Origin of the sequence: Planotetraspora sp. GP83, from assembly GCF_041262585.1 — a bacterium.
Taxonomy (GTDB): Bacteria; Actinomycetota; Actinomycetes; order Streptosporangiales; family Streptosporangiaceae; genus JAOEGB01.
Genome location: NZ_JBGCBZ010000001.1, coordinates 510,967 through 535,532 on the forward strand (window position 1 = coordinate 510,967; position 24,566 = coordinate 535,532).

Annotated in this window: 20 protein-coding genes; 2 read left to right on the forward strand and 18 right to left on the reverse strand. The window is 69.8% G+C overall.

The window, feature by feature from the left end:
* Positions 1-18: 18 nt before the first annotated feature.
* The 9 genes from ABH927_RS02380 to ABH927_RS02420 all read right to left on the reverse strand — a co-directional run bounded on the left by ABH927_RS02380 (position 19) and on the right by ABH927_RS02420 (position 12,695).
* The gene (locus ABH927_RS02380) at positions 19-2,745 is read right to left on the reverse strand and encodes an alpha-mannosidase (RefSeq protein ID WP_370017746.1); all 2,727 of its coding nucleotides are present in this window, start codon (positions 2,743-2,745) and stop codon (positions 19-21) included.
* On the reverse strand, positions 2,742-4,550 hold the full coding sequence (locus ABH927_RS02385) for an alpha-galactosidase (RefSeq protein WP_370017747.1): 1,809 nt from the start codon (positions 4,548-4,550) through the stop codon (positions 2,742-2,744). Before ABH927_RS02385 ends, ABH927_RS02380 begins: the two co-directional genes overlap by 4 nt.
* Positions 4,547-5,326, reverse strand: a complete 780-nt coding sequence (locus ABH927_RS02390; RefSeq protein WP_370017844.1) for a carbohydrate ABC transporter permease — start codon at positions 5,324-5,326, stop codon at positions 4,547-4,549. Before ABH927_RS02390 ends, ABH927_RS02385 begins: the two co-directional genes overlap by 4 nt.
* A gap of 91 nt (positions 5,327-5,417) precedes the next feature.
* Positions 5,418-6,479, reverse strand: a complete 1,062-nt coding sequence (locus ABH927_RS02395) for a carbohydrate ABC transporter permease (RefSeq protein ID WP_370017748.1) — start codon at positions 6,477-6,479, stop codon at positions 5,418-5,420.
* Between the two features lie 42 nt (positions 6,480-6,521).
* Positions 6,522-7,775 carry an extracellular solute-binding protein gene (locus ABH927_RS02400; protein ID WP_370017749.1) on the reverse strand — a complete coding sequence of 418 codons (1,254 nt, stop codon included), beginning with the start codon at positions 7,773-7,775 and terminating at the stop codon, positions 6,522-6,524.
* A gap of 25 nt (positions 7,776-7,800) precedes the next feature.
* Entirely contained in the window at positions 7,801-9,093 is a 1,293-nt protein-coding gene (locus ABH927_RS02405; protein WP_370017750.1) for a hypothetical protein, read from the reverse strand.
* A gap of 494 nt (positions 9,094-9,587) precedes the next feature.
* Positions 9,588-10,586: a LacI family DNA-binding transcriptional regulator gene (locus ABH927_RS02410; protein ID WP_370017751.1), complete on the reverse strand. Its 999-nt coding sequence runs from the start codon at positions 10,584-10,586 to the stop codon at positions 9,588-9,590.
* A gap of 183 nt (positions 10,587-10,769) precedes the next feature.
* Entirely contained in the window at positions 10,770-11,690 is a 921-nt protein-coding gene (locus ABH927_RS02415) for a hypothetical protein (protein WP_370017752.1), read from the reverse strand.
* Between the two features lie 42 nt (positions 11,691-11,732).
* A complete protein-coding gene (locus ABH927_RS02420; protein ID WP_370017753.1) occupies positions 11,733-12,695 on the reverse strand; it encodes an LD-carboxypeptidase in 963 nt (320 codons plus the stop codon).
* Positions 12,696-12,726: 31 nt separating this feature from the next.
* Between ABH927_RS02420 and ABH927_RS02425 the strand changes: the two genes are divergently transcribed.
* Positions 12,727-13,605 (forward strand): sulfotransferase, encoded by an 879-nt coding sequence (locus tag ABH927_RS02425; RefSeq protein WP_370017754.1) that lies wholly within the window; start codon positions 12,727-12,729, stop codon positions 13,603-13,605.
* Here ABH927_RS02425 and ABH927_RS02430 read toward each other — a convergent pair.
* The 5 genes from ABH927_RS02430 to ABH927_RS02450 form a co-directional block, all read right to left on the reverse strand.
* On the reverse strand, positions 13,583-15,502 hold the full coding sequence (locus tag ABH927_RS02430) for an ABC transporter ATP-binding protein (protein ID WP_370017755.1): 1,920 nt from the start codon (positions 15,500-15,502) through the stop codon (positions 13,583-13,585). The genes ABH927_RS02425 and ABH927_RS02430 overlap by 23 nt on opposite strands.
* 60 nt (positions 15,503-15,562) lie before the next feature.
* Complete coding sequence (locus ABH927_RS02435; RefSeq protein ID WP_370017756.1) at positions 15,563-16,417, reverse strand: enoyl-CoA hydratase/isomerase family protein; 855 nt, start codon at positions 16,415-16,417, stop codon at positions 15,563-15,565.
* Between the two features lie 198 nt (positions 16,418-16,615).
* Positions 16,616-16,831: a helix-turn-helix domain-containing protein gene (locus tag ABH927_RS02440; protein ID WP_030904785.1), complete on the reverse strand. Its 216-nt coding sequence runs from the start codon at positions 16,829-16,831 to the stop codon at positions 16,616-16,618.
* Positions 16,832-16,945: 114 nt separating this feature from the next.
* A complete protein-coding gene (locus tag ABH927_RS02445) occupies positions 16,946-18,544 on the reverse strand; it encodes an ABC-F family ATP-binding cassette domain-containing protein (RefSeq protein ID WP_370017757.1) in 1,599 nt (532 codons plus the stop codon).
* 186 nt (positions 18,545-18,730) lie between these two features.
* Positions 18,731-19,405 (reverse strand): acVLRF1 family peptidyl-tRNA hydrolase, encoded by a 675-nt coding sequence (locus ABH927_RS02450; RefSeq protein ID WP_370017758.1) that lies wholly within the window; start codon positions 19,403-19,405, stop codon positions 18,731-18,733.
* A gap of 173 nt (positions 19,406-19,578) precedes the next feature.
* Between ABH927_RS02450 and ABH927_RS02455 the strand changes: the two genes are divergently transcribed.
* On the forward strand, positions 19,579-20,769 hold the full coding sequence (locus ABH927_RS02455; RefSeq protein ID WP_370017759.1) for an EAL domain-containing protein: 1,191 nt from the start codon (positions 19,579-19,581) through the stop codon (positions 20,767-20,769).
* 138 nt (positions 20,770-20,907) lie between these two features.
* On the opposite strand, the gene ABH927_RS02460 is transcribed toward ABH927_RS02455, so the two are convergent.
* From ABH927_RS02460 to ABH927_RS02475, 4 genes are all read right to left on the reverse strand, one after another.
* Positions 20,908-21,513, reverse strand: a complete 606-nt coding sequence (locus ABH927_RS02460; RefSeq protein WP_370017760.1) for a response regulator — start codon at positions 21,511-21,513, stop codon at positions 20,908-20,910.
* Between the two features lie 35 nt (positions 21,514-21,548).
* Positions 21,549-22,706: a sensor histidine kinase gene (locus ABH927_RS02465; protein WP_370017761.1), complete on the reverse strand. Its 1,158-nt coding sequence runs from the start codon at positions 22,704-22,706 to the stop codon at positions 21,549-21,551.
* A gap of 114 nt (positions 22,707-22,820) precedes the next feature.
* The gene (locus tag ABH927_RS02470; RefSeq protein WP_370017762.1) at positions 22,821-23,564 is read right to left on the reverse strand and encodes an ABC transporter permease; all 744 of its coding nucleotides are present in this window, start codon (positions 23,562-23,564) and stop codon (positions 22,821-22,823) included.
* A complete protein-coding gene (locus ABH927_RS02475; RefSeq protein WP_370017763.1) occupies positions 23,561-24,445 on the reverse strand; it encodes an ABC transporter ATP-binding protein in 885 nt (294 codons plus the stop codon). Before ABH927_RS02475 ends, ABH927_RS02470 begins: the two co-directional genes overlap by 4 nt.
* Between the last annotated feature and the right edge of the window lie 121 nt (positions 24,446-24,566).

The following is a 24,566-nucleotide window of genomic DNA, read 5'->3' on the forward strand; positions in this document are numbered from 1 at the left end:
GGTAAATGTCGGCATGACCTAGCTCAGGTGGAAGGTGCGGATTTCCCACGGCTGCAGTGGGATCTCTCGCACGGACGCGGCAGGGAGACGTTCGATGGGCCGGCCGAGCAGGTCGACGGTGGTCGCGGCCTCGTACGGGCCCGCGACGGTCGCCACGGTGGGCTCCGGCGTCATGGCGACGATCCGCAGCTCTACCCCGATGGGCACCGCGCGCAGCGCCGACACGTGGACGCCCCGGCCGGAGACCTCGATGCCCGACCGGGCCGGTGGCAGCGCGGCACCCGGCTCGGCCGAACCGTGCCGCCACAGCCCTGGCGAGCGGAAGTGCTCGGCCCAGCGGACCGTGTCGGCGGCGCGCCAGCCGCCCGCGGACGGGAGGATGGCCAGATCCACGTTGATCTCGCTGCCGAGTTCCCTGCCGCCGGGGATCGGGATCTGGGACGCGGCCGGTTCGTCCCGCAGCGGATGGACGTTGACGCTTATCGACCCCACCGAGCGGAGAAGCGTCACGGCGAGTTCCGCGCCGTCCGCGGCAAGCTCGTACTCCGTGGCGCCGCGCAGCAGGACGGTCGCGTCGCCCGAGGACACGAAACCGGTGGCCGGATAGGTGGGAATCGGGAATTCCCCCCAGCCGCCCTCGTTGGTCAGCCCGCGATCGGTGACCGAGAACTGGCCCTCGGCCGAGGAGTGCGACGCGGGCCGCGGCAGGGGGACGTGCAGCCTCAGCCGGTGATCGGCCACGACGTTCACGAATGAGACGGACACGCGCGCGAACGGCTCGCCGGCGCGTAGCTCGACCCGCGTGCGCACCGGCATGTCCAGGATCTTGTCCGAGCGGCGGTCGGGGTCTTCGCTCAACGCGGTCGGCAGTCCGTACCGCCGGTCGATCTCGACGGCGGCGCGGACCGGTCCGGACTCCACGACCCGCACCTCGACGCTCGCCGGTGCCTCGACCAGCCGATCGAAGGCCGGCGGGCCGTAGTTGTAGCTGTCGCCCCGGTCGCCCCCGTCCACCAGACGACCGACCCCGTGCAGCACGGTCCCGTCCTGCCCGCGTACGTCGAAGGTGCCGTCGGGGAGCACCTCCACGGAGACGAGCCCGTTGTCCAGGCGGGACCCCGACGCGCGCGGTACCGGACCGGGAGGCGCACCGGGCGCGTCGCCCGGATCCTGGGCAATCCGTACGGCGGTGCTCCCGGAAGCGCCCACGAGAACCGGGATGAGGACGCTCCTTCTCGGCTCCGCCAGGGTCCGCACGTTCCACGGGCCCGGGTGCGCGTCGACCGCGCGGCGGAGTTCGCTCCGGAGGGCGAGCAGGTCGAACGCCGGCGTCGAGGGCACCTGCGCGACCCAGAAGGTGAGACCGCCGGGGACGATCTCGTACCTGTCGATTTCCTGGCCGAACAGCTCGCGGCGGTGGATCCGCCGCAGGACCCGTTCGACGTCCGCGGCCTCCCAGACCTCGTCTCCGAGGACCACCGGCGCGCGGCCCGACTCCTGCACGGGGAGCCGTCGCCCGTCGGGGAGCGTCGCGCTGACCGCCAGCCCGTCGGACGGCGCCGCGACGTCGGTCTCGACGACAATCGTGCGCGGCGAGGTGAGGGTGTTGACGACCAGGATCGCGTCGCTCGGCACCTCCAGGGCGGCCTCACTGACGGCCTGGTCGCGTACGGCACGGCCGAGTTGCGCCGCCTCGGCGAGACGCGACGCGACCTGTTCGACCGTCTCGTCGGTGCCGGACCCGACCACCGAGTCGTGTGCGCTGGACTCGACGATGTCGCGCCACGCCAGGTCGAGGAAGGGAGCCGTCCGGTCGAGAGGGACGCCGAGGGACACGCGTTCCGCCTCACCGACGACGCGCTCGGCCTCCGCCATGGCGTCCTTGAGCCGGCGGCGAATGGAGACGACCCCCGGCAGGATGTTGCCGCGGGCGTGGCTGCGGAGCTCTCCGTGGACCCGCGTCAGGTCGCCGTCGTCCGGCAGCCCGTGGATGTATTCGCCGAGGGTGGCGACCGTGATGGGAAAGTCCGGCGAGTCGAAGCGCCGGACCAGGTCCATCAGGTCCGCACGGGGCGCCATGTGGTCGGTCCCGACCATCCCGAGGATGGGGTCCGCGCCCCAGCGGGATCGGGTGAGCGCGCGGTAGTCGCGCAGCGCGCGGGGGATCTCGTCGGGGACGAGCAGCACGTCGAGGGCATTGCCGTACCCGTCGAAGAGATATTCCGCGCGCACGCTCGAACCGTCGGGGGCGACCCAGCGGAACGCGTGGCCGGTCACGCTTCCGGGCACGCCGCGCCAGAACGCGGCGTGCCGGATGCCGGCCCGCGCGAGAATCTGCGGCATCTGTGCGATGTGGCCGAACATGTCGGGCAGGTAGCCGATGTCCATCGCACCGCCCAGGCGTTCCGCGCCCGCCCATCCCAACTGGAGGTTGCGCACGATCGTCTCGCCGGTGCAGAGGAACTCGTCGAGCAGGATGAGCCAGGGGCCGAGCGCGAGTTGCCCCCGTCGTACGGCCGCGCGCACGCGGTCGAGGTGCTGGGGCCGGATCTCGAGGTAGTCCTCGATCGCCGCGGTCTGCCCGTCGAGGGTGAACCGGAAGGTGTGGTCGGCCTCCGCCATGTCGAGCACACGGTCGAGCGCGTCGACGAGGCGGTGGCGGAACACCTGGAAGGGCTCGTACCACTCGCGGTCCCAGTGCGTGTGGGGCACGAGGACGATGCCCGGATTCTCTGTAGTGGTCATGCGTGGCCCGACTCTATAACGGCCTCCGCGGCGGCGGTCATGGGCCGCCGCAGCCGGGCGAGCCCTCCCGAGGGGACGCTCAACGCGTGGGGCCCGCGGCCCAGGACGACGCCCCCATCGGCGACCCGCCGTCCCCTGGCGTCCCAGATCTCCAGGCCGGCACGCACCTCGTCTCTCTCGTTCACCAGGATCGGGGAGCTGTCGTCGGCGTTCGCGACCAGCAGTTCCGTCCAGTCCCCCTCCGGGATCCGGATCGTGTGCGGGGCGTACCTCGCCACGAGGTGCCGTCCGCCGTCATGGACGCGGGCCACCGGGTACAGCAGGTCGGGACGCTCGGGCGTGAGCCTGCCGTGCAGCAACAGGTCGCGGTACTCGCGCCAGACACCGAGCCAGAACGCCAGCGCCTCGGACTGCTCACCGGGAAGCCCCACCAGGTCCATGGAGATCTGCGGCACGCCCAGGATTGCGTTGATCAGGTGATGGGCGACCCGCTCCGGGCTGTCACCCTCGGCCCACATGATCGGGTCGCTGTGGATCGGCGTGTCCGGCCGCGCCAGGCGGAGGTCGAGGATGCCGACGCGGTTCTGGACCGCGTTCAGCGGGCAGTCGCCGACGCGGATCATCGAGGCGAACCGCCCCACCGCCGGGTGCACGTACGGCTCGCGGAACTCGATCAGCGGCTCGGTCCCGAGGCCTCGCAGCCTGTCGACGATCTCGGACATGGTGTCGACGGCCGCTGCCACGGACCCCGGCGCCCCCTGGTCCTCGAACTCTTCCAGAAAGTCGAGTTTCAGGCCATCCGCCGCCGTCCGCGCGATGATCTCCTCCATCCGCCCGACGAGGTAGGCGCGGGTGGAGGGGTCGCGCGGGTCCAGGACCTCGGCCTGGAGTTCGGGCCTGTCGCGGAGCGTCGAGAGCCCGAGGTCGCGGGCCTTCGCCTGATGGCCCAGGAAGGGAGTGCCGACCCACCACACGGTTCGCAGCCCCCGGCCGCGCAGGGCGTCGACCAGGCCGGCCGCATCGGGGAACTTCTCCTCCGCGGCCTCCCAGTCGCCGCATGATCCGTATCCCCGGTCGTGCGAGTTCGTCTGCCAGCCGTCATCGACGATGACGGTGCCGAACCCCATCGCGGCCGCGCGATCGGCCTGTGCGAGCACGGTGGCGGCTGTGACGTGCTGGTGCGCGAAGTACCAGGTGCACAGGACAGGGTCCTCGGCTCCCGGCGCCGTACGGTGGCCTTCCTCCCCCTGGAGCCACCGTCCCGCCTCGGGTACGGCCTCCGCGAAGGATCGGCCGGATGCGTCCAGGAGCAACCTCACGTGATCCGACGTGCGGGAGGCGCCGACCGTGACCATGATCGCGAATTCGGCGGTCTCCTCCACGAGACCGGCCCGCACCGTGGTCACGCTCGTGCCGGCGTCGACCGCGTAGAGCAGCCGTGCGAGGTCGTGCGTCGCGAGCAGGGCCCCGATCGGGAGCCCCCGCAGGGCGGTCACGTCGGACGGCTCTCCCCATGACGGCGGAATGGTGGCGTGCGGCACGGTGCTGCCGGGGCGCCACCAGGCGGCGGCGTCCGTCGCGGGAATCGTCGCGGTGAAACCGAGCGGCTCGCCGAGCGTGCGGAACACGACCTCGAAGACACCTTCTCGGAGCTCACTCACGCACACGTCGGCTGAACGGGTCGCCTGCAGCCGGAGACCGGCGTCGGGGTGGCTCCCGGCCAAGACGACGGGTGTCTCGGGCGGCGCCTGCGTCGTGCCCGGCAGCCAGAATGTAACGGTCGACGGCGATGCGACGTCGGTCATTTGCTCCCCGTGAATGATATTCCGCCGATGATGTGGCGCTGGGCGATGAAGAAAAGCAGTACGCATGGAAAGGTCACCACCAAGGCGGTGGCCATCAGGAGTGGAGTGTTCGCGCCGTTGACGGACTGGAAACCCGCCAGGGCGAGGGGCAGGGTCTTCCACCGATCCGTCGTCAGGTAGATGGCGGCCTGGAAGAAGTTGTTCCAGTAGGACATGAACTGCAGCACCGCGGTGGCGATGATGATCGGCCGGGAAAGCGGCAGATAAATCGAGAACCAGATGCGGAACCAGCCCGCGCCGTCGATGAGCGCTGCGTCCGTCAGCGCCTCCGGCAGTCGCAGATAGAACTGCCGGTACAGGAAGATGAAGAACGCGGAGCCGAAGAAGGTCGGGACGATGATCGGCCACAGGGTGTCGATCATGTCCAGATTCTTGAATAGGATGAACTGCGGCACGATCGTCACCTCCTGCGGAAGTAGGAGCGTCGAAAGGACGACCGCGAAGAGCACGCCGGATCCCCGGGCCCGAATCCGCGCGAACGCGAATCCGACCAGTGACGAGGAGAAGACCACGGCGACGACCGGCACGAGCGTGCTCAGCAGTGAGTTGCGCAGATACGCCCAGAAGGGGAACGAACCGAGTCCGTCGCCGAAGTTGGACCACTGCCACTGGATCGGCCAGAGCGACACTCCCCCATGCGACACACCCTCCGGCGTTCGCAACGCGGTCGCGATCATCCAGAGGAACGGATAGACGAAGCCGACCGACCCGACCACGAGCAACGTGACCGCGAGGATCCGGCCGCCGAGCGGCGCACGGCGCGACCCGCCCGCCGTGGTCAGTGCTTTCGCGGTCGGTGCTTTCGCGCTAGCCGACATGGACACGCCGCCTTCGCTCCCTCGGTCGTTGCGATTCGTAGTAGACCCAGAAGGCGCTTCCCCGGAACACGAGCGCCGTGAGCACCATGATCATGATGAAGAAGATCCAGGCCAGGGCCGACGCGTATCCCATCCGGAAGAACGAGAACGCGTTCTTGTACAGGTAAAGGACGTAGAAAAGGAGCGAGTCGGCCGGGCCGCCCCCGTTGTGGGTGACCACATATCCCTGAGTGAACGTCTGCATCGCATAGATGAGCCCGGTGACCACGTTGAAGAAGATGACGGGGCTCACCTGTGGGATCGTGATGTTCCACAGAAGGCGCCATCGGCCGGCGCCGTCGATTTCCGCGGCCTCGTAGAGTTCCTTGGAGATGTCCTGCAGGCCCGCGAGATAGATGATCATGTTTCCGCCGACCGTCCAGAGGCTCATGATGATCACCGTCGCCAGAGCCCAGTGCGCGTCGAAGAGCCATTTGGGCCCTTCGACGCCGAAGAGGCGAAGCAGCCCGTTGGCGAGACCGTAGCTCGGGTTGAAGACCCAGATGAACAGCACCGCCTGCGCCACCCCGGTGACGAGCGACGGCAGATACCAGATAGTGCGGAACACATGGATTCCGCGCACCTTGATGTTCATCAGCAGCGCCACGGCCAGCGAGAGCACCGTCTGCAGCGGAACGCTGACGACGGCGTAGATGAGCGTGACCTTGATCGCTTGCCCGAGATCGGGATCCGAGACCGCTTCCTTGTAGTTGGCGATCCCGACGAACTTCGCCGGGTCGATGAGGTTCCAATCCGTGAACGACAGGACCAGGGAGTACACCATCGGCCCTCCCGTGAAAAGGAGGAAGCCGACGATCCATGGCGAGACGAAGATCCAGAATGCCGCGGTGTTCCGCGTGATCCAGCGTGCTCGGACAGCCCCCCAGAGGACGGCGCAGATGACCGCGAACACGGCGGCCAGCAGGATGACCAAGGACAGGATGGGTCTGATTCCCGCATCGATGTGCAGCCGTTCGAGTAGTCCCTCGAGGCCCTGCACGATGTCCGACATGTCGATGTTCTCTCTCTACGCCGCCCAACGACTCCAGTCGTCCTACTTGGTCGCGTCCAGCATCTTCTGGCACTGGGCCTGAAGCTCCGGCAGCACGACCGCCGGGTCCTCCTTCCCCGAGCCGATCGCGGTGCGCGAGTTGAGGTCGGTGGAGAAGGTGCTCTCGATCTTCACCTTGTCCTTCACGTAGGGCGTGGTGACCGCGTTGGTGACGGCGTCGACGAAGGCCTGGAGGTTCACTTTCGGGGCGATCGCCTTGAAGGTGTCGAGCGATCCCTGGATGACCGGGACGCCGAGCGCGGACGTCGTCGTCGCCAGCAGGTTCTGCGCGTCAGGGCTCGTGCTCATGAACTTCGTGAAGGTCGTCGCCGCGGTGCGCTCGGCCTCTGTCGCCGACTTCGAGATGCCGAGGCTGTCGACCTCCATCGGCTCTCCCTTGCCGGGCATCGGCACGATGAGGAACTTCGAGGTGTCCAGCGCGGCGATCTTGGCGATGTTCCACGGCCCGAAGTCGGGCAGCATGGCGACCTTGCCGTCGGTGAGCCACTGGAACATGTCCTGGCCCTGGGCGTCGGTCGGGTTCGGCGCGAACCCGTCGGGCTTCGTGGAGTCGACCACGGTCTGCGCGGCGCGGATTCCGTCAGCGTTGCCCATGGTGCAGTTCTGGGCGTCCGGGCTGTAGTAGGAACCACCCTCCGCGATCAGCCAGCCGTCGTACCACAGGGGCGCGGAACCGTAGACCTTCTTCGCCCCGGACCCGGACGTCAGCCGCTTGGCGGCGGACACGAAGTCCTGGGTGCTGATCGGCGTCGAGCCGGAGGGAACGGCGACGCCGGCCGAGTCGAATGCGGCCTTGTCGACCGCCATGACCTTGCTCTTGGCGACGAAGGGGACCGCGTAGTCGGTGCCGCCGACGTTGCCGGCCTTGCCGACGGCCGCCGAGTAGTAGACGCTCGGGTCGACCTGGACCGGCGTGAACGCGTTGGCGAAGCTCGGCAGCGAGGTGTTGGAGATCTGCGCCACGGTGGGGGCGTCACCGCCCGCGATCGAGGTTTGCAGTTTCTGCTCGTAGTCGCTCTGAATCCAGTTGGCCTCGACCTTGATCCCTGGATTCGCCTTCTCGAACGCCGCGATCATCGACTTGATGGTGGCGGATTCGTCGTTGTTGCCCCAGAAGGCATAGGTGATCGTGGTGGTGCCGGTGCCGGTGCCGGTGCCTCCGCTCGGCTCGCTGCTACACGCGGCGAGCGCGAGGAACGAGGCGGCGGCGACGGCGGCGAATGCCTTTCCCTGCAAGGGGGGTCTCCTTTTTGTTAGTGATCTATCGCTGCTCGTGGAGCACGACGACGCTGCCGTCGGCACCTGCGCGTACGCGTGAACCGTTCGGCACGTCGACAGTGAAGACGTGGCCGTCGTCCCAGGCCGAGGTCCAGGTCACGCCTGGTCCCCCGGTCACCTCGAACTCGGTGGCCTCCCGGCCCTCGTGCCGCACGCCGACGATCGAACCGCCGACGCGGACTCCGCCGACTTCGATCCACTCACCGGCCGGAAGGTGGGAGCGGGTGTGGACGACGCCCTCGTCGGTGCCCGGCTGCAACCCGGTCAGGCCGACCGCGACGTGGGCGACGTGCGTGAAGGGAACCTCCGGGTAGTCCGCGCGCGAGCCGGCGAGGAACCGCATCCACCGCAACGCCTCGTCGTCCCAGCCGTACCGGAAGAACGCCTCCGGAAGGTAGGTGAAGGCCTCGATGTTGGACGGCGGCGTCGCCTCCAGACCGGACCGGAGGAAGCCGAGGTGGGCGCTCAAGCGCTGGTCCTCACGCATGATCCCCTTGACCGCCGGGAACCACGTGCTCTCCAGGCGGAATCCGCCGACCGGCCCCTCGGCGGTGAAGCCCGCCGCGTAGTGCTGGTCGCCCGGCAACCACCATGAAGTCGAGAAGTGGTCGCCGAGTTCCTCCGCCCGTCCGCGGTTCCACGCGGCGAACTCCTCGTCGAGCACCGCGCCCGTGACTGAGCCGAGTGCCTGGTGCGCCGCCCACTGGCTGGCGATCCCATCGGCGGCGACCTGCAGGTACGGCGGTCGTTCCACCTCGTTGTAGGTGGCGGTCCCGCGGAAGATGTCCCCGGTACCCTGCTCCCCTGCGACGCCCGTCCCAAGGGGATCATGGGCGTCGACGAACGACGTCATCGTGTTCCGCAGGAACGACGCGATTTCCGGAGCGCGCAGGAATCGGTCGTCCGCCGTCCAGCGATACTGCTCGACCGCCTTCTCGACGAGTTCGAAAGGCGCGGGGATCTCCCGCACGAAGTCGTCATCCGAGTGGTAGTCGATGGCCGCCGGCGTGCCGTCGAACTCGAATGCCCACAACGGATACCAGGCGCGGTCTCCGTTCGACGATCCGGCGAATTGCCGGAGCATCGCGAAGTTCTCGGCATCCAACCCCAGCAGGTGGGCGCCGAGCATCTGATGGGCGAGGTCTCTCGAATAGAAGAGGGGCCGGTCCGTCAGGCCCGCCCAGTAACTCGGCAGATATCCCGGGTCCCGTTCCGTCTGAACCCACTCGTACGAGCGCGCTGACGCCCAACTGAAAGACTCGACAAGATCGCGCATGCTCGAATCAATCCGGACATGTCCAGATTGATCGTTTCGGTCCACCCTTGCTGCCATCATCGCAGGTGGTGACTTCCTCGTCATGAAAGTCAGTGTTACAGACACGTCATAAACACGTCAACAGCAGGACAAAAACGTGCATTACAAGACGGCAACGCGACGCGTGACCCAACGACGACGGCGACGGGCCTGGTCCGGGACCGCGTCGCGGATGAGTGGACGGCCCTCGCGGTCGGACACCGCGTGCGCATGAACAGCGCCTGAAGGCGCGGATGTGCCAGCAGCCTTCACGTTGCCACGGCTCCGTCACCGGAGGACGGATCGCGGACGAGTCGCGGACGAGTCGCGGACGGATCCCAGGACGGATCCCAGGACGGATCTCAGGACGGATCTGACCGGCGCCGATGCCGGGGAACATGTCCCATCGGCAACCAGCCGTTCAAAAGCCGGGGACCGCTCCTACGCGGGATCACCCTGGTGGGCTGGGACCGGTGTCACTGGGCGCGAGGGGCGGCCGTCGATCCGCGAATGATCAGCTCGGGGTCGAACATCAACTCCCCCGCCGGCACCGGTCGCCTGTTCACCAGATGCACCATGGCGGCGGAGATCGCCTGCGCGATCCGCTCGACCGGCTGCCGGACCGTCGTCAGGGGCGGGTCGACGAAGCCCATGATCTCAGAGTCGTCGTATCCGACGACGGACACGTCGCCCGGCACGGACAGACCGCGGCGGCCCGCCGTCCGGATGGCGCCAAGAGCCATGTAGTCGCTCGCCGCGACGATGGCGGTGACGCCCTGGTCCAGCAGGGTCTCGGCGGCCGACATGCCGCCTTCGACGCTGTACACCTGGTGCACGACGAGTCGCTGCGGATCGTCGACGCCGCGTGAGCTCATCGCCTCGACGAAACCGTTGAGGCGCCGCTCGCTCGGCCGGTTCCCGACCGGGCCGACTATCATGCCGATCTCGCGGTGGCCGAGGTTCCACAGGTGGTCGACGGCCAGCGCCGCCGCCACTTTGTCGTTCGTGGAGAAGCTGGGGGCGCAGACGCTTTCGATCGCGCCGTTCATCGAGACGAAGGGGATCTGGCGTTCCTGCAGCAGCCGGTACGGCGCCGGATCGGCTCCGATCAGGGTGTTACTCGCCGAGGCGAAGACCGCCCCCGCGATGCCCAGATCCATGGTGCAGGTGATGAAGTCGATCTCCTGCAACCCGCCCACCGTCGTGGAGCACACGACGGCCTTGAACCCCTGGGGAGCCAACGCCGACTCGATCAGCTCGCAGAGCCGTCCGAAGAAGGGCTGGGCGAGGCCCGGGGTCAGGACGATGATGAGCTGGCTCTGTCCTCCTCGCTCATAACCCAACTCCCGGATCGCGTCCTCCACGACACGGCGCGTCCGGGCGGCGACCACACCCCGGCGGTTGAGCACGCGGCTGACGGTCGCTTCGCTGACCCCGGCGCGAGCGGCGACGTCACTGATTCCGACCTTGGCCATAGCTCCCTTTGATCGATACGGACGACGCGTGATGTCACTATACGGCCAGACGTCCGGCTCAGGCAGTTCGGTGAAGCCGCGGGCGGGCGGCCGGCCCCATACAGGGCGGCGGCCTTGCACGGCTGCCGGGCCTTGCGGAGGTCTTCCGGCAGGAGATTCAGCGGCACGTCCAGGTCCGCGGGCTCAGTTGGCCGGGCCGGCGATCCGCGCGAGCAGGCGGGCGAACTCCGGCGGCGGCGCCACGACCAGGCGGGTCTGCCCGTCGTGGGCGACCAGGTCGGCCTGGATGCGGGTCAGCCGGTCCCGGTGCCACCAGTAGACGTGCGGGCTCAGCCCCTCGTCCCGGCTGTCGAACTCCCGCTGGGCGAACATCCGCAGCCGCTCGATGGCCCGCACCACCCCGATGCCCGCCACGGGGTGCAGGGCGGCCATCCGGCGCTGCGGAAGCGCGACCAGCATGCCGTCCGGCGGCACGAGCATGTGATCGGAGAGCCGGCGCAGGTGCGCGGCAGCGCTCGGAGCCGTCAGCAGCGAGACGCCGGTCCCGCCGAGATCGAGCCGCGACACGACCGGCCGCTCGTCGGCCAGCGCGTTGTCCACCGCCACGTCGAGCGCCTCACCCGGAGGGATCGGCCAGCAGAAGGCCTCCTCCGGACGCACCGGCCGGGTGCCGATGGTCAGCACCTCGATCAGGTCGGCGCTCAGGTGGCGGCCGATGATCCGGGACGGGTCCGGGATCGCCGGGTCGTCGGCGGTGTGGATCCTCGTGCGCAACAGCGGCCGGATCGGCGTGAGGTTGCAGGCGTCGAACGGCTCGCCGGACACGGCATGGGCCAGGTGCTCGGAGACCAGCATCGGCCAGTCCTCGCGGGAGCGGCGGCCCGCCTCCCGGCGGAGCCCGACGAGGTTGACCATCCGGCCGGACGTCTCCCCCGGCCCCGTCGAGCCCAGCGTCAGCGACGCGCCGTCAGGGGCGAAGTGGCAGGCGAACCCCATCGTCTCGGCGACGAGGGCGAGAAGCGAGTCGAGGTCGACATCCTCGATGGACCTCGATGCGGGAGGACTGGGCTGCGTTCGGCCGAGCAGTCGCCGCAATAGTCGCAATGCACCATCCCTCCGCCTCTGCCCGGAGGTTCCAGGCGCGTTTCAGGCTGCCGTGTCCGGGTCGCGGAACAGGCCAGCTAGTGAATACGTTTCGGTATCAATCACCCCATGTGCCCCAAGCCACACACTGAACTGTGGTGTGCCGTGGCCGATGGGGAGGCCCGCGATGATCGGCACGCCCAGCGGCTCCAGCCGCTCCGCGAGCACCGGGAGCGGGTCGCCGCAGTCCACCCAGGAGCCCAGGGCGAAGCCTGCCGCGCCGTCGAAGCAGCCCGCCTGGAGGAGTTGCGTCAGCATCCGGTCGATCCGGTACGGCGCCTCGTCCACGTCCTCCAGCAGCACGATCCGGCCTTCGGCGCGGAGGGCGTGCGGCGTGCCGCAGAGTGCGGCCAGCATGGTCAGGTTGCCCCCAGTGACAGGCCCCTCGGCCCTCCCCGAAGCGATCACCCGGTCGCCCGTGACCGCCCCGGCGGCCGCGCCGGCGAACAGGCTGTCCCGCAGATGTCTGAAGGTCCGGGGTTCGGGTCCTCCGGGATCGCTGATCGTGGCGCACGCCGGCATCGGCCCGAACAGCGTCGGCAGGCCGAGCCTCCGGGCGAAGGCGAGGTGCAGCGCGGTGATGTCGCTGGAGCCGAGGAGGATCTTGGGCCCGGCCGCCGCCATCGCGTCCCAATCGAGCAGGTCCAGCAGCCGCGTGGCCCCGTAGCCACCCCGGGCGCAGATCACGGCCGCTACCCGGGGGTCGCACCACACCTCCTGGAGACCGGCGGCCCGGGCCGAGTCGGTCCCCGCGAGGTAGCCGTCCCGGTCCGTCAGCCCGGCTCCGAACACCACGTCGAGGCCCAGCCCGGTGAGGACCTCGGCGCCGCGGGTGAGCCGTACGGGATCGACGGGACCGGAGGGGGCCACGAGCGCGACGGTGTCCCCCGGCCGGAGACGCTGTGGAGGGCCGTCCACCGTTATCGAGGCGTCATCCCCCAGGGCCCCCGAGATGCGTTCGTTCACCCCCCAAAGGGTGTCAGACTTAGCCGTACCTATGCGACCTCCGACGCACATTCTCGTGGTCAACGGCGTGAAGGTCCGCCAGCCGGTGTTCGTGATGGGCGCACCGCACTCCGGCGCGGACCTCCTGGGCCGTGCCCTCAAGCGCTCCCCCGGGTTCCACGTGACGATGGGCCGGGCCCCCGTGGCCCGGGTCGTGTACGCCTTCGCCAGGAGGCCGTCGATCGCGCGCAGCGGCGGCGCGCCGAGCGTGATCCGCGATGTGCTGGCCGAGGCGTGGCAGGTCGTCCCCGGAGCCTGCGCGGAGTGCACCGCGACCTGCCGGGAGGCGGGCGGGATCGTCGGATCCGGCCCCTGCGTGGGCGCCGGGACGCTCACCCGGTTCGGCGACGCCAGCCCCGACCTGCTCTACAGCGCCCCCGTGCTGCTGCGGGCCTTCCCCGACGCCCGGCTGATCCAGATCATCAGGGACGGGCGGGACGTGGTCGCCGACATGCTGGCCGACCCGAACTGCATGGCCTGGTTCAAGCCGCACATGCTGAGCGAGGACGCCGAGTTCCCCAACCCGTTCCTCGGCGTGAACTCGGCCGACCACCGGGGCCGCTGGAAGGACATGGCCCCCGCCGGGAAGTGCGCCCTGCGCTGGCGCGGCGCCGTACGGCTCAGCGCGGCGCTCCGCCGGGAGTTGCCGGCCGAGCAGTTGCTGACGCTGCGCTACGAGGACATGCTGGCCGCGCCCGGCGAGGCGATCGACGCCGTGTCGTCCTTCCTGGAGACCAAGATCTCCACCATCGCGTTGTACGGCACGGCCGTCCCGAAGCCGGGCGGCTGGCGCAAGCGGCTGGCCCCAGCCGACGCCGAGCTCGTGGAGAAGGTCGGGCGCGACGAGCTCAGCCGTCTCGGCTACCGGTGAGCTCCGGGCTGACAGTGACATCCGGGCTGCCGGCGGTGAACTGGGTCCGGTAGAGCTCGGCGTAGGCGCCGCTCCGCTGGAGCAGCTCCTCGTGCCGGCCGCGCTCCACGACCCGCCCGTCGTCGATCACCAGGATCGTGTCGGCCTCGCGGATGGTGGACAGCCGGTGGGCGATCACCAGCGAGGTCCGCCCGCGCAGGGCGGTCTTCAGCGCCTGCTGCACCGCGGCCTCGGACTCGGAGTCGAGGTGGGCCGTGGCCTCGTCGAGCACCACGACCCGCGGCGCCTTCAGCAGCAGCCGCGCCAGCGCGATCCGCTGCTTCTCGCCTCCCGACAGCCGGTAGCCGCGGTCGCCCACCACCGTCTCGAGCCCCTCGGGCAGGTTCTTGACCAGGTCGGCGATCTGGGCCGCGCGCAGCGCCTCCCAGACCTCCTCGTCGCTCGCCTCCGGCCGGGCGTAGCGCAGGTTGGCGCCGATCGTGTCGTGGAAGAGGTGGGCGTCCTGCATGACCACGCCCACGGTGTCCCTGATGCTCGCGAGGGCGGCGTCGCGGACGTCCGTGCCGTTGATGCGGACGGCCCCCTCGTTGATGTCGTAGAGGCGGGACACGAGCGAGGTGATGGTGGTCTTGCCGGCCCCGGAGTGCCCGACCAGGGCGACCATCTCCCCCGGCCGCGCGGTGAAGGTCACGCCCTTGAGGACCTCCTGCGAGGGCCCGGTGTCCGGCCGGGCCACCGACTCCAGTGAGGCGAGGGACACCTCGGACGCCGCCGGGTAGTGGAAGCGCACGTCGTCGAACTCGATCGTCACGGGGCCGCCGGGGATCGGCCCGGCGCCGGGCCGCTCGGCGACCATCGGCTTGAGGTCGAGCACCTCGAAGACGCGGTCGAAGCTCACGAGGGCGGTCATCACGTCCACGTGGACGTTGGACAGGCTGGTCAGCGGGCCGTACAGGCGCATGAGCAGCGACGAGAGGGCCACCAGCGTGCCGAGCGCGAAGGCGCCGGACACGGCCAGCGCGCCGCCGAAGCCGTAGACGAGCGCGGTCGCCAGCGCGGCGACCAGGGCCAGCGCGATCCGGAAGACCGCGCCGTACATCGCGACCGTGACGCCGACGTCGCGCACCCGCCCGGCCCGCTCCCCGAAGTGGACGGCCTCGTCCTCGGGCCTGCCGTACAGCTTGGCGACCATGGCCCCGGCTACGTTGAAGCGCTCGGTCATCACCGAGCTCATCTCGGCGTCGAGCTGCATCTGCTCGCGGGTGAGCGCGGACATGCGGCGCCCCACCCACTTCGCCGGGAAGATAAAGATCGGCAGCAGGACCAGCGCGACGAGCGTGATCTGCCACGACAGCACGAGCATGGCCACGAGCACCATGACCAGGCTCACCACGTTGGAGACCACCGAGGACAGCGTGCTCGTGAGGGCGCGCTGCGCCCCGATGACGTCGCTGTTGAGCCGGGAGACCAGCGCGCCCGTCTGCGCCCGCATGAAGAAGGCGACCGGCATGCGCTGGACGTGGTCGAACACCTCGGTGCGCAGGTTGTAGATCAGCCCCTCGCCGATCCGCGTGGAGAACCAGCGCTGCACCAGCCCGAGCCCGGCGTCGACGAGGGCCAGGCCGCCGATCGCGAGGGCCAGCCACAGCACCACGTCGGTCCGCCTCGGGATGATGCCGTCGTTGATGATGGCCCTGATCAGCAGCGGGTTGGCGATCACGATGACCGCGTCGACCACGACCAGCGCGAGGAAACCCGCGATCTGCTTCTTGAACGGCCGGGCGTATCCAGCGATGCGCCGCACCGTCCCCGGCGCGATCCGCTCCTTCGTCACAGAGCTGTCACGCCGGAGAGACCGCATCACTTGAGGCCCGTAGCCCCCGCCCATCATCGTCATATACCGCTCATCCTCCCGCCTGTGAAGCATCGGGAGGACATCCCCGATTCCTCCTGAGCCTCAGCTGGAAGCGAACAGCGTCCGCAGCCGCACCGCCTGCTCGGCGCGCTCGGCGGCGGCCTGCTCCTCCAGCGTCCTCGTGGCCGCCCCCTGGAGCAGCCGCTTGGTCGCGGCCGCCGCGTTCCGGTCGGTGCCGAGCAACGCGGCCGCCAGGTCCGCCACGGCCTGGGCCAGCTCGCCCGGCGGCACCGCGATCTCGGCCAGGCCGAGCTGGAGCGCTTCGGCCGCGCCCACGGTGCGCGCGGTCAGGCAGATCTCGATCGCCCGGGGAACCCCCACGAGTTCCACGAGCGGCTTGGTGCCCGTCAGGTCCGGAACCAGCCCGAGGGCGGGCTCCTTCATGCAGAACTTGACGTCGTCGCCGACGACACGGAGATCACACGCGAGTGCCAGCTGGAACCCCGCGCCGATCGCGTGGCCCTGGACCGCGGCGATCGACACGATGTCGGGCCGGCGCAGCCACAGGAAGCCCCGCTGGGCCTCGGCGATCGACCTCTCCAGAGCCGTGTCGTCGAGCCCGGCGTAGCTCGCGAACGAGCCCTGCCCGGGGATTCCGTCGGCTGTGAACATGCGGAGGTCGATGCCCGCTGAGAAGGACGGCCCCTCACCTCGGATCACGACCACTCGTACCTGGTCCGGCAGGTTTTCCCCGATCCGGGCCAGTGCCGACCAGGTGGCGAACGTCTGAGCGTTCCGCCGGTCCGGCCGGTCCAGAGTGATTGTCGCGATCTCGCCGCCCACCTCGAAGCGCAGCCCGATCTCGGCCAGTTCGGCCGCTGAGATCGTCTCCGTGTCCGAGGGGTCGCTCACCGCCTGGGCTTGCTTCCCACTCCCCCCAAATGCCGCTTCCGCCATCGCCTGCTCCTGCGTCCGGTCGAGGTCGCGTCGCCTCGCACGGCCGGTCCGGTGCGGCGTCCCGTCCGTGCACGACTCGCGATCCCCATTTGTCCTGCGGTCGCGCCCGAGCCTACCGAACGATATTCGGATGGGCCGGACGCGACCGCTCCGTCCACGGGAACGAGCGGCTGCGGTCGCGCGTTGTGAGGCGGATCTCTAGCGCTTGGACTTGCCCCGGGTCGCCCCGCCGCGCCCGCGCAGAGTCACGCCGGACTCGCTGAGGATGCGGTGGATGAACCCGTATGACCGGCCGGTGGAAGCCGCTAGGGCGCGGATGCTCTCACCCGCGGAATAGCGCTTCTTGAGATCGCTGGCCAGTTTTTCACGGTCGGCCCCGGTCACCCGGGTGCCCTTCTTCAGAGTCTCGGCCACGAGTACCTCCTGTAGTGCCAGACTTCCGCAGCGTTACTTACGCCATGATCAGTCATTTCGGCTGGATCGGCTACCTACTCCGCGGGAAAAGATCCCTACCCGCTCAAATTAAGATCAGGCGAGTGCCACAAGATCGGAAAATTCGTCGCTCCAGGCGTCCTCGACTCCGTCTGGCAACAAGATGACCCTATCGGGCCGTAGCGCCTCAACCGCGCCCTCATCATGAGTGACCAGCACAATCGCGCCCGTATAGGAGCTGAGCGCGGACAGGACCTGGTCCCGGGAGGCCGGATCCAGGTTGTTCGTGGGCTCGTCGAGCAGGAGCACGTTGGCGCTCGACAGGACCAGCGTCGCGAGGGCCAGCCGGGTCTTCTCGCCTCCTGAGAGCACCCCGGCGGGCTTGTCCACGTCGTCTCCGGTGAACAGGAACGACCCGAGGACCTTGCGCAGGTCGACGTCCGCCAGATCGGGACCCGCCGAGCGCATGTTCTCCAGCACCGTGCGGTCCGGGTCGAGCGTCTCGTGCTCCTGCGCGTAGTAGCCGAGCTTCAGCCCGTGACCGGGCCTGACCTCGCCCGTGTCGGGCGTCTCCAGGCCACCGAGGAGACGCAGAAGCGTGGTCTTGCCCGCGCCGTTGAGACCCAGGATGACCACCCGCGAGCCGCGGTCCACGGCCGCGTCGACGTCGGTGAAGACCTCCAGCGAGCCGTACGACTTGGACAGGCCCTGCGCCGTCAGGGGGGTCCGCCCGCAGGGGGCGGGGTCGGGGAACCGGAGCTTGGCCACCCTGTCGGAGCGCCGCTCGCCCTCCACGCCCGCGAGCATGCGCTTGGCCCGGCGCTCCATGTCCTGCGCGGCCTTGGCCTTCGTGGCCTTGGCGCGCATGCGATCGGCCTGCGAGAGCAGCACGGACGCCTGCTTCTCCGCGTTGGCCCGCTCGCGCTTGCGGCGCTTCTCGTCGGTCTCCCGCTGGGCCAGGTAGGCCTTCCAGCCGACATTGTAGGTGTCGATCACGCACCGGTTCGCGTCGAGGTGCAGAACGCGGTTTACCGTCGCATCAAGAAGGTTGACGTCATGGCTGATGATCACCAAGCCGCCTTGGTGGGATCGCAAAAAATCACGAAGCCACCCGATTGAGTCCGCATCTAGGTGGTTTGTCGGCTCGTCAAGCAGGAGAGTCTCCGCCCCGCTGAACAGAATCCGGGCCAGCTCGACCCGGCGGCGCTGGCCTCCGGAGAGGGTCTGGAGCTGCTGTCCGAGCACCCGGTCGGGCAGCCCGAGGCTCGACGCGATCGACGCGGCCTCCGCCTCCGCCGCGTAGCCGCCGAGGACGTGCAGGCGGTCTTCCAGCCGCCCATAGGCCCGCACGGCCTTGTCCCGGACCCGGGGGTCGTCGGCGGCCATGCCGAGCTCGGCCTCGCGGAGCTCGCGGAGCACCTCGTCGAGCCCGCGCGCGGACAGGATGCGATCGCGGGCGAGCACGCTCATGTCGCCGGTGCGCGGATCCTGCGGCAGGTAGCCGACGCTGCCGGTGATCGTCACCGTGCCGCCGGCGGGGATCCCCTCACCGGCGAGGACCTTGGTCAGCGTGGTCTTGCCCGCGCCGTTACGGCCGACCAGGCCGATCTTGTCACCCGGGTTGACCCGGAACGAGGCGCTCTCGATGAGCAGCCGGGATCCGGCGCGCAGTTCGACGTCAGTAGCTATGATCATGATAAAGGAGACACTCCCGGGAAGTGGTGGAGGACAGGATCGGCGGGGAGTCGATCAGTCGGGAGTGCGCATACCCGTCATTGTAGGGCCACGACAGGCCCCCCGATCTGGACCGCTCACCTGTCGGCGGTCCGCGTCACGTCCGAGGGTCTCCGCGGCGCGTCGCGGGATCCGGGCCGGCGGAGATCATTCGCCCGGGTCGATGACGCGGATCCGGACCGCGCGGAATTTCGCGGAAGCGCCTTCCAGCACGGCCAGCCGGGGATCGGGGACCGTCAGGAAGGGATCCGCCTCCAGCGCGAACAGCGGGGCGAGGCGCCTGTCCTCGCGCAACTCGTCGATCGCGCGCCTGTCGCCTCCCAAGACGACCGCGTCCAGTTCGGCCGCGCGGGGCGCAAGCACCCGGGCGGCCACGTCGGCGGCCGCGCGCATCGCCTCCGACGACTGCTTCTCCCTGCGCCTGGCGAACCGCTGCTGCGACCAGCCGCCCGCCGCGCTGCGCCCGTGGACCAGCCGCGACCCGACCTTGGACACCACCAGCCGCTCCCCCTCGAACACCCCGGCCGCGTAGCCGCCGAGCCGTACGAGAAGGACCCCGATCCGGCGGCTCCGGCACGCATGGGCCACCAGGGCCGGCAAGGGGGCCGTATCGCCGCCAGAGACCAGGGGCGGGAAGGGCACGTGGCATTCGGCGACCGCGCCGTCGGCGGCGGCCAGCCGTACGACTTGGGGGGCCGCTCCGGGGGTCGCCGTCGCCTCGACGGCGCCGTGCCGTTCGGCGAACCCGCGCGTCCACCCCGAGAGCCGCTCGGGGGACACCGCCACCCATCTACCGCCGCCCGCCGCCGGCCGCACCGTCATGGCAGGTCAGATTACCTCGGCTCGCCTCGACGGCGGCCCGCGCCGGCTCTCCGGGATCCATGCTCAACATATGGGGAAATGTCGGTGAATTTCGGTCTGCTTGGCCGGTATGCCGGGTGGGAAGGGCCCACAATTCAATCGTGTTGGCCCCCTCCTCTCCGGCGGTGCCCGCTGTGACCCCACCTCAAGCGACCGCTCCCGACGTCCCGGGATTCAGCGACTTCGCCGCGATCCCCTCCGGACCCCCGAGCAGGCTGGACCGTTCCGGCAGCCCGCTGTTCCTGCCGGTCGTCGACCTCGACACCGGAGGCGTCGTCGCCGTGGAGGTGATCGCCCCCGGCGTGCCGGGCGATCCGCGGCCGGGCATGGACGGGACGGTCAACGGCGTCCTCGCCGCTTCGCGCGAAGAGGCGCTGCTTCCTCTGGTGCTCCCCATCCCGGCGTCGGCCGTGATTTACGGTTCGGCCGGGCTCGCGCCGCTTCACGAGGCGCTGCGCGCGTCCAACCGCCGCCCGCGCGAGGTCATCCTCATGATCGAGGGTGACATCTCCCCCCGCGACCGCACCGCACTGCTGTCCGGCATCGACGGACTCCGTGCCGTGGGCTATCTCATCGCGTTCGGCGGCCTCGGCACCACGTATCTCCCTCTCGACCTGCTCGCGGACGCCTCGCCGTACGTGCTGGTCATCTCGCCGGACGTGGTCGAGCGAGTGCCGCGCGACCCGCGCCGCAGTGGGCTGGCGGAGTCGCTGGTGAGCCTCGCGCGCGGCATCGGCGCCCACGTCCTCGCACCCGGCCTGCGGGAGGAGAGCCAGCTCGCGGCGGTGCGCGGCTGGGGCATCAGGCTTGCTCAGGGACCGCTGCTCGCCCCGCTCGACTGGAAGCCGTCGCACGGCCACGGCCGGGTCCACGTGCCGCTGCCGGTGCCCGAGACCACGCCGATCGACGCCATGCTGGGGCCCCGGGTCCAGGAGTTCCTCCTGCCCGCCGTGACTCTGCCCATGGAGGCCACGGCGGAGGATGTGGTCTCCGTGCTCGGCGCCGAGCCGTCGATCACCAGCGTGGTCCTCGTGGACGAGTACCAGCGGCCGCGCGGCAGCATCGACCGCAGCCGCTTCCTGCTGTTCATGGCGGGGGCGTACGGCCACGCGCTGCACGCCAGGAAACCCGCCGGCCGTCTGGCCGACGCGGCGAGGGTCGTGCCGAAGACGACCCCGGCGATAGCCGCCATGCAGGTCGCGGGGCGCGACAACGCCCGCGTCTACGACGATCTCGTGGTCGTCGACGAGGTGGGCCGGTGCATGGGCGTCGTCCGCGTCAGCGACCTGATCCGCCACGTCGCCAACCTCCAGCACACCCGCTGACCCCCTCCCTCGTGGGTGTGATCATGCACGTCCCCGTGAAGGTGATCATGCACAAGTTCCCATGACGCCTCGCCCACCTGCGGCTCCCGGGTTCATGATCATGCACGCGGGGGGCTGCCGGCTTTCCGAGGGCGACGGTCAGAGCCAGCCCTGGGCCTGGGCCCTCTGCACCGCTTCGATCCGGTTGCGGGCGGCGGTCTTCTGGATGGCCGAGGAGAGGTAGTTGCGGACCGTGCCCTCGGACAGATGCAGCCGCCTCGCGATGTCGCTGATGGTCGAGCCGTCCACGGCGGCGGCCAGCACATCGCGCTCACGGGCGGACAGCGGGTTGGGCCCGGCGCTCAGGGCGGCCGCCGCGAGCCCGGGGTCGATGACGCGCTCCCCGGCCAGCACACGCCGGATCGCGGCGGCCAACTCCCGGGCCGGACTGTCCTTCACCAGGAACGCCGCCGCCCCGGCCTCCATGGCCCGCCGCAGGTAACCCGGCCGCCCGAACGTGGTCAGGATCATCACCTGGCACTCCGGCAACCGCCGGCGGATCTCCCCGGCGGCGGTGATGCCGTCCATCCCCGGCATCTCGATGTCCAGGAGGGCGATGTCGGGCTTCGTCGTGACGGCCACGGCGAGGGCCTCGTCTCCGGTGGCCGCCTCGCCCACGACCTCGATGTCGGGCTCCAGGCCCAGCAGGGAGGCGAGCGCTCCCCTGATCATGCTCTGGTCCTCTGCCAACATCACCCGGATCACGGGGCTCAACCTATCCGCCGCCACCCCGGCCGTCGTCATACGGCTGCCTGATCGGGCTTCAGCTCGACGGGCCGGCGTGGGACCACCACCCGCAGGCGGAACCCGGCCGGCATCGGAGCGGCCTCGACCGAGCCTCCGGCCGCGCTCACGCGCTCGGTGAGCCCGGTGAGACCGCTACCCGGCTGGTACGGCCCGGCCTTGCCGTTGTCGGCGACCTCCAGCGCGGCGCCGGCCTCGCCGTACGTCAGGTCGATCTCGCAGCGGGTGGCGCGCGCGTGCCGTATGACGTTGGTGGCCGCCTCGCGCACGGCCCACCCGAACAGGCCGTCGAGGTCGTCGGGCAGCGGGGTGCCGGCGGTGCGCACGGTCACCTCGACCCCGGCTGCCGCCAGCGCGGCCCTGGCGCCGTCGATCTCGTCGGTCAGGGAGCGCTGGCGGTATCCCGTGACGGCTTCGCGCACCTCCACCAGCGCCTGCCTCGCCACGGACTCGATGTCGGCCACCTCCTGGGCCGCCCGCTCGGAGCCCTGTTCGGCCAGCCGCCGGGCCAGCTCGCTCTTCAGGACGATCAGCGACAGGCTGTGGCCGAGAAGGTCGTGCAGATCTCGGGCGATCCGCAGGCGTTCCTCGTTCGCGGCCAGCCTGGCGACCTCGCTCTGCGCCTTCCGGAGCTTGACGATCAGCACGCGGGTGTTCCGGACGCTCACGAACAGGACCCCAAGCGTGACCACCTGGAGGAGCAGCAGGGATATCGCGCCGCCGTCGGCGTTCGTCACCAGCCCGTCGATCAGCACGATCGCGGCCATGCCGCCGATGCCGACCAAGGCGCCCCGCGGAGGCAGCGCCATCGCGTAGACCACCGTCGTATAGATCGGCAATGCCAGCCATCCGCCGCTGAAGAGCAGCGGGTAGACGGCCGCCATGGCGGTGGTGAGGCCGAGCAGGGGGAGGGTCCATCTGCTCTTCTCCTCGTACCCACGAGGGCTGAGCACGGTCAAGACGTAGGTCACCACGAAACTCGCCAGTGCGACGGACTGCCACACGGCCGTGGCTCCGGTCACCTTGCCGCCGACGATGTCCGAGATCGGGTAGAAGAGGTACACCAGGCCGAACGACATGCCGACCAGGCGTCGCCAGCGGTTGGGCCTGTCGTCCATCCCACCGAAGGTGAAAATGCGAGCCAGCCGGCTCATCCTGCCTCCCTGCCTCCCTGCCTCACTCCGCCTTGCCGTACTCCGCCCGGCCGGGTCCCATCGTGTCCGCCCCGCCCTGCCGGGTCCCGCTCTGCCGTACGGCTCGCCGGCTCGCTAGGCCCGGACCGTGGCGCGGCGGTAGGCGACCACCGCGAGCGCACCGAGGACGACACCCCAGCCGAGGATGCCGAGGACGGCGGAGACCTGCGGCGCCTCGCCCGCGACGATCCGCCAGCCGATGCTGGCGTAATCGTAGGACGGCAACGCCCGCGCGATCGATCGCATCGTGGCCGGCATGATCTCCAGCGGGAACCAGAGCCCTCCCAGCAAGGCCAGCCCGAACATTCCAACCATGGCGGCCGGCTGCGCGGTGTCGGGCGGGAGAAGCGAGCCGATGATCAGTCCGAGCGCCACGAACGGGATCGTCCCGATCCACATCGCCGCGATCAGCCCGGCCCACTCCCCCGCGGAAAGCGACACATGCTGGGTCAGCACGGCGGCCAGGCAAACGAGCAGCAGCGACGGCAGCACGAGGAGCAGCGACGCGACCAGCTTGGTGACGATGATCGCCCAGCCGGAGAGCGGGGTGATCTGGAGCTGCCGCAGCCAGCCGCTCTGCCGCTCCTGCGCCCACGGCACCGCGCTGGACATCATCGACGACGCCAGCGCGCCGTACGCGGCCATGGACACCATGAGGATCACGCTGCCCTTGAGCCCTGTGGTCTTGTCGACCTGCGAACCCCAGAGGTTGGAGTAGAGGAGGTAGAACCCGACGGGGAAGGCGACCACGAAGATGACGTAGCGCTTGTTGCGGAACATCCTCAGCATTTCGATCTTGATGTAGTGCGGCATGGTCATGCCTCCTTGGTCAGGGCGAGGAAGGCGTCCTCCAGGTCGGCCCCGTGGACCTGGAGATCGCGGATGTCGAGAGTCGTCTTGCGGTAGAGCGCGTCGACCGTGGCGTCGGGGTCACTGGTCCTGAGCGTGACCCGGCCCGAATGGATCTCCACCGCGGTGGTCCCGGGCAGCGCGTCCAGCCCGGCGGCGGACTGCCCGCCCAGCGAGAAGCTCACCGCGTGCCCGGCCACCCCGGCCTTGATCTCCGCGGCGGTGCCGTCCGCGACGACCCGGCCGCGGGCGACCACGATCACCCGGTCGGAGTTCTCGTCGGCCTCTTCCAGGTAATGCGTGGCGAACAAGATCGTGCGGCCCCCCGCCGCGTACGCCCGCATGTTGTCCCAGAAGGCGCGGCGAGACTCGACGTCCATGGCGGCCGTCGGCTCGTCCAGCAGCAGGAGCTTGGGCGCGCCGGCGATGGCCAGCGCGAAGCGGACCCGCTGGGTCTGGCCGCCGGACAGTTTGTCGGCCCGCCGCTTGGCCAGGTCAGTCAGGTCCGCCATCCGCAGGATGTCGTCCAGGGGCAGCGGGTTCGGGTACAGGCGGCGGATGAACTCGACCGTCTCGGCGACGGTCAGCTCGGGGATCAGCGTGCCCTCTTGGAGCATCGCGCCGATGTCCCCCCGGGCGACTGCCTCACTCGGGCTGTCGCCGAAGACCCGGATCTCGCCGCTGGTCGGGCGGAGAAGGCCCAGCAGCATGTTGATCGAGGTCGACTTTCCCGCCCCGTTGGGCCCGAGAAGGGCGACCGTACGCCCCACGGGCACCTCCAGGGTGAGCCCGTCGACCGCGAGCACGTCTCCATAGCTCTTGGTCACGTCGTTGAAGGCGATGGCGTTCATGAGATCAACGGTAGGAGCCGGCGCCGTAGAGCTTTAGTGGCGAGCCTCCGGGCTTCGCCATGACATTTGTCAGCTCACCCCAGACTCCGCCATCCGCTCCGGAGCTCAACGTTCCGCTGCC

What these genes read in the sequence shown, in the direction of transcription:
- ABH927_RS02450 (WP_370017758.1), bottom strand. Translation starts at nt 19,405, where the DNA reads ATGACGGTGCGGCCGGCGGCGGGCGGCGGTAGATGGGTGGCGGTGTCC.
- ABH927_RS02470 (WP_370017762.1), bottom strand. Translation starts at nt 23,564, where the DNA reads ATGACCATGCCGCACTACATCAAGATCGAAATGCTGAGGATGTTCCGC.
- ABH927_RS02405 (WP_370017750.1), bottom strand. Translation starts at nt 9,093, where the DNA reads ATGCGCGATCTTGTCGAGTCTTTCAGTTGGGCGTCAGCGCGCTCGTAC.
- ABH927_RS02435 (WP_370017756.1), bottom strand. Translation starts at nt 16,417, where the DNA reads ATGGCGGAAGCGGCATTTGGGGGGAGTGGGAAGCAAGCCCAGGCGGTG.
- ABH927_RS02475 (WP_370017763.1), bottom strand. Translation starts at nt 24,445, where the DNA reads ATGAACGCCATCGCCTTCAACGACGTGACCAAGAGCTATGGAGACGTG.
- ABH927_RS02410 (WP_370017751.1), bottom strand. Translation starts at nt 10,586, where the DNA reads ATGGCCAAGGTCGGAATCAGTGACGTCGCCGCTCGCGCCGGGGTCAGC.
- ABH927_RS02385 (WP_370017747.1), bottom strand. Translation starts at nt 4,550, where the DNA reads ATGACCGACGTCGCATCGCCGTCGACCGTTACATTCTGGCTGCCGGGC.
- ABH927_RS02380 (WP_370017746.1), bottom strand. Translation starts at nt 2,745, where the DNA reads ATGACCACTACAGAGAATCCGGGCATCGTCCTCGTGCCCCACACGCAC.
- ABH927_RS02425 (WP_370017754.1), top strand. Translation starts at nt 12,727, where the DNA reads ATGCGACCTCCGACGCACATTCTCGTGGTCAACGGCGTGAAGGTCCGC.
- ABH927_RS02445 (WP_370017757.1), bottom strand. Translation starts at nt 18,544, where the DNA reads ATGATCATAGCTACTGACGTCGAACTGCGCGCCGGATCCCGGCTGCTC.
- ABH927_RS02430 (WP_370017755.1), bottom strand. Translation starts at nt 15,502, where the DNA reads ATGACGATGATGGGCGGGGGCTACGGGCCTCAAGTGATGCGGTCTCTC.
- ABH927_RS02395 (WP_370017748.1), bottom strand. Translation starts at nt 6,479, where the DNA reads ATGTCGGACATCGTGCAGGGCCTCGAGGGACTACTCGAACGGCTGCAC.
- ABH927_RS02465 (WP_370017761.1), bottom strand. Translation starts at nt 22,706, where the DNA reads ATGAGCCGGCTGGCTCGCATTTTCACCTTCGGTGGGATGGACGACAGG.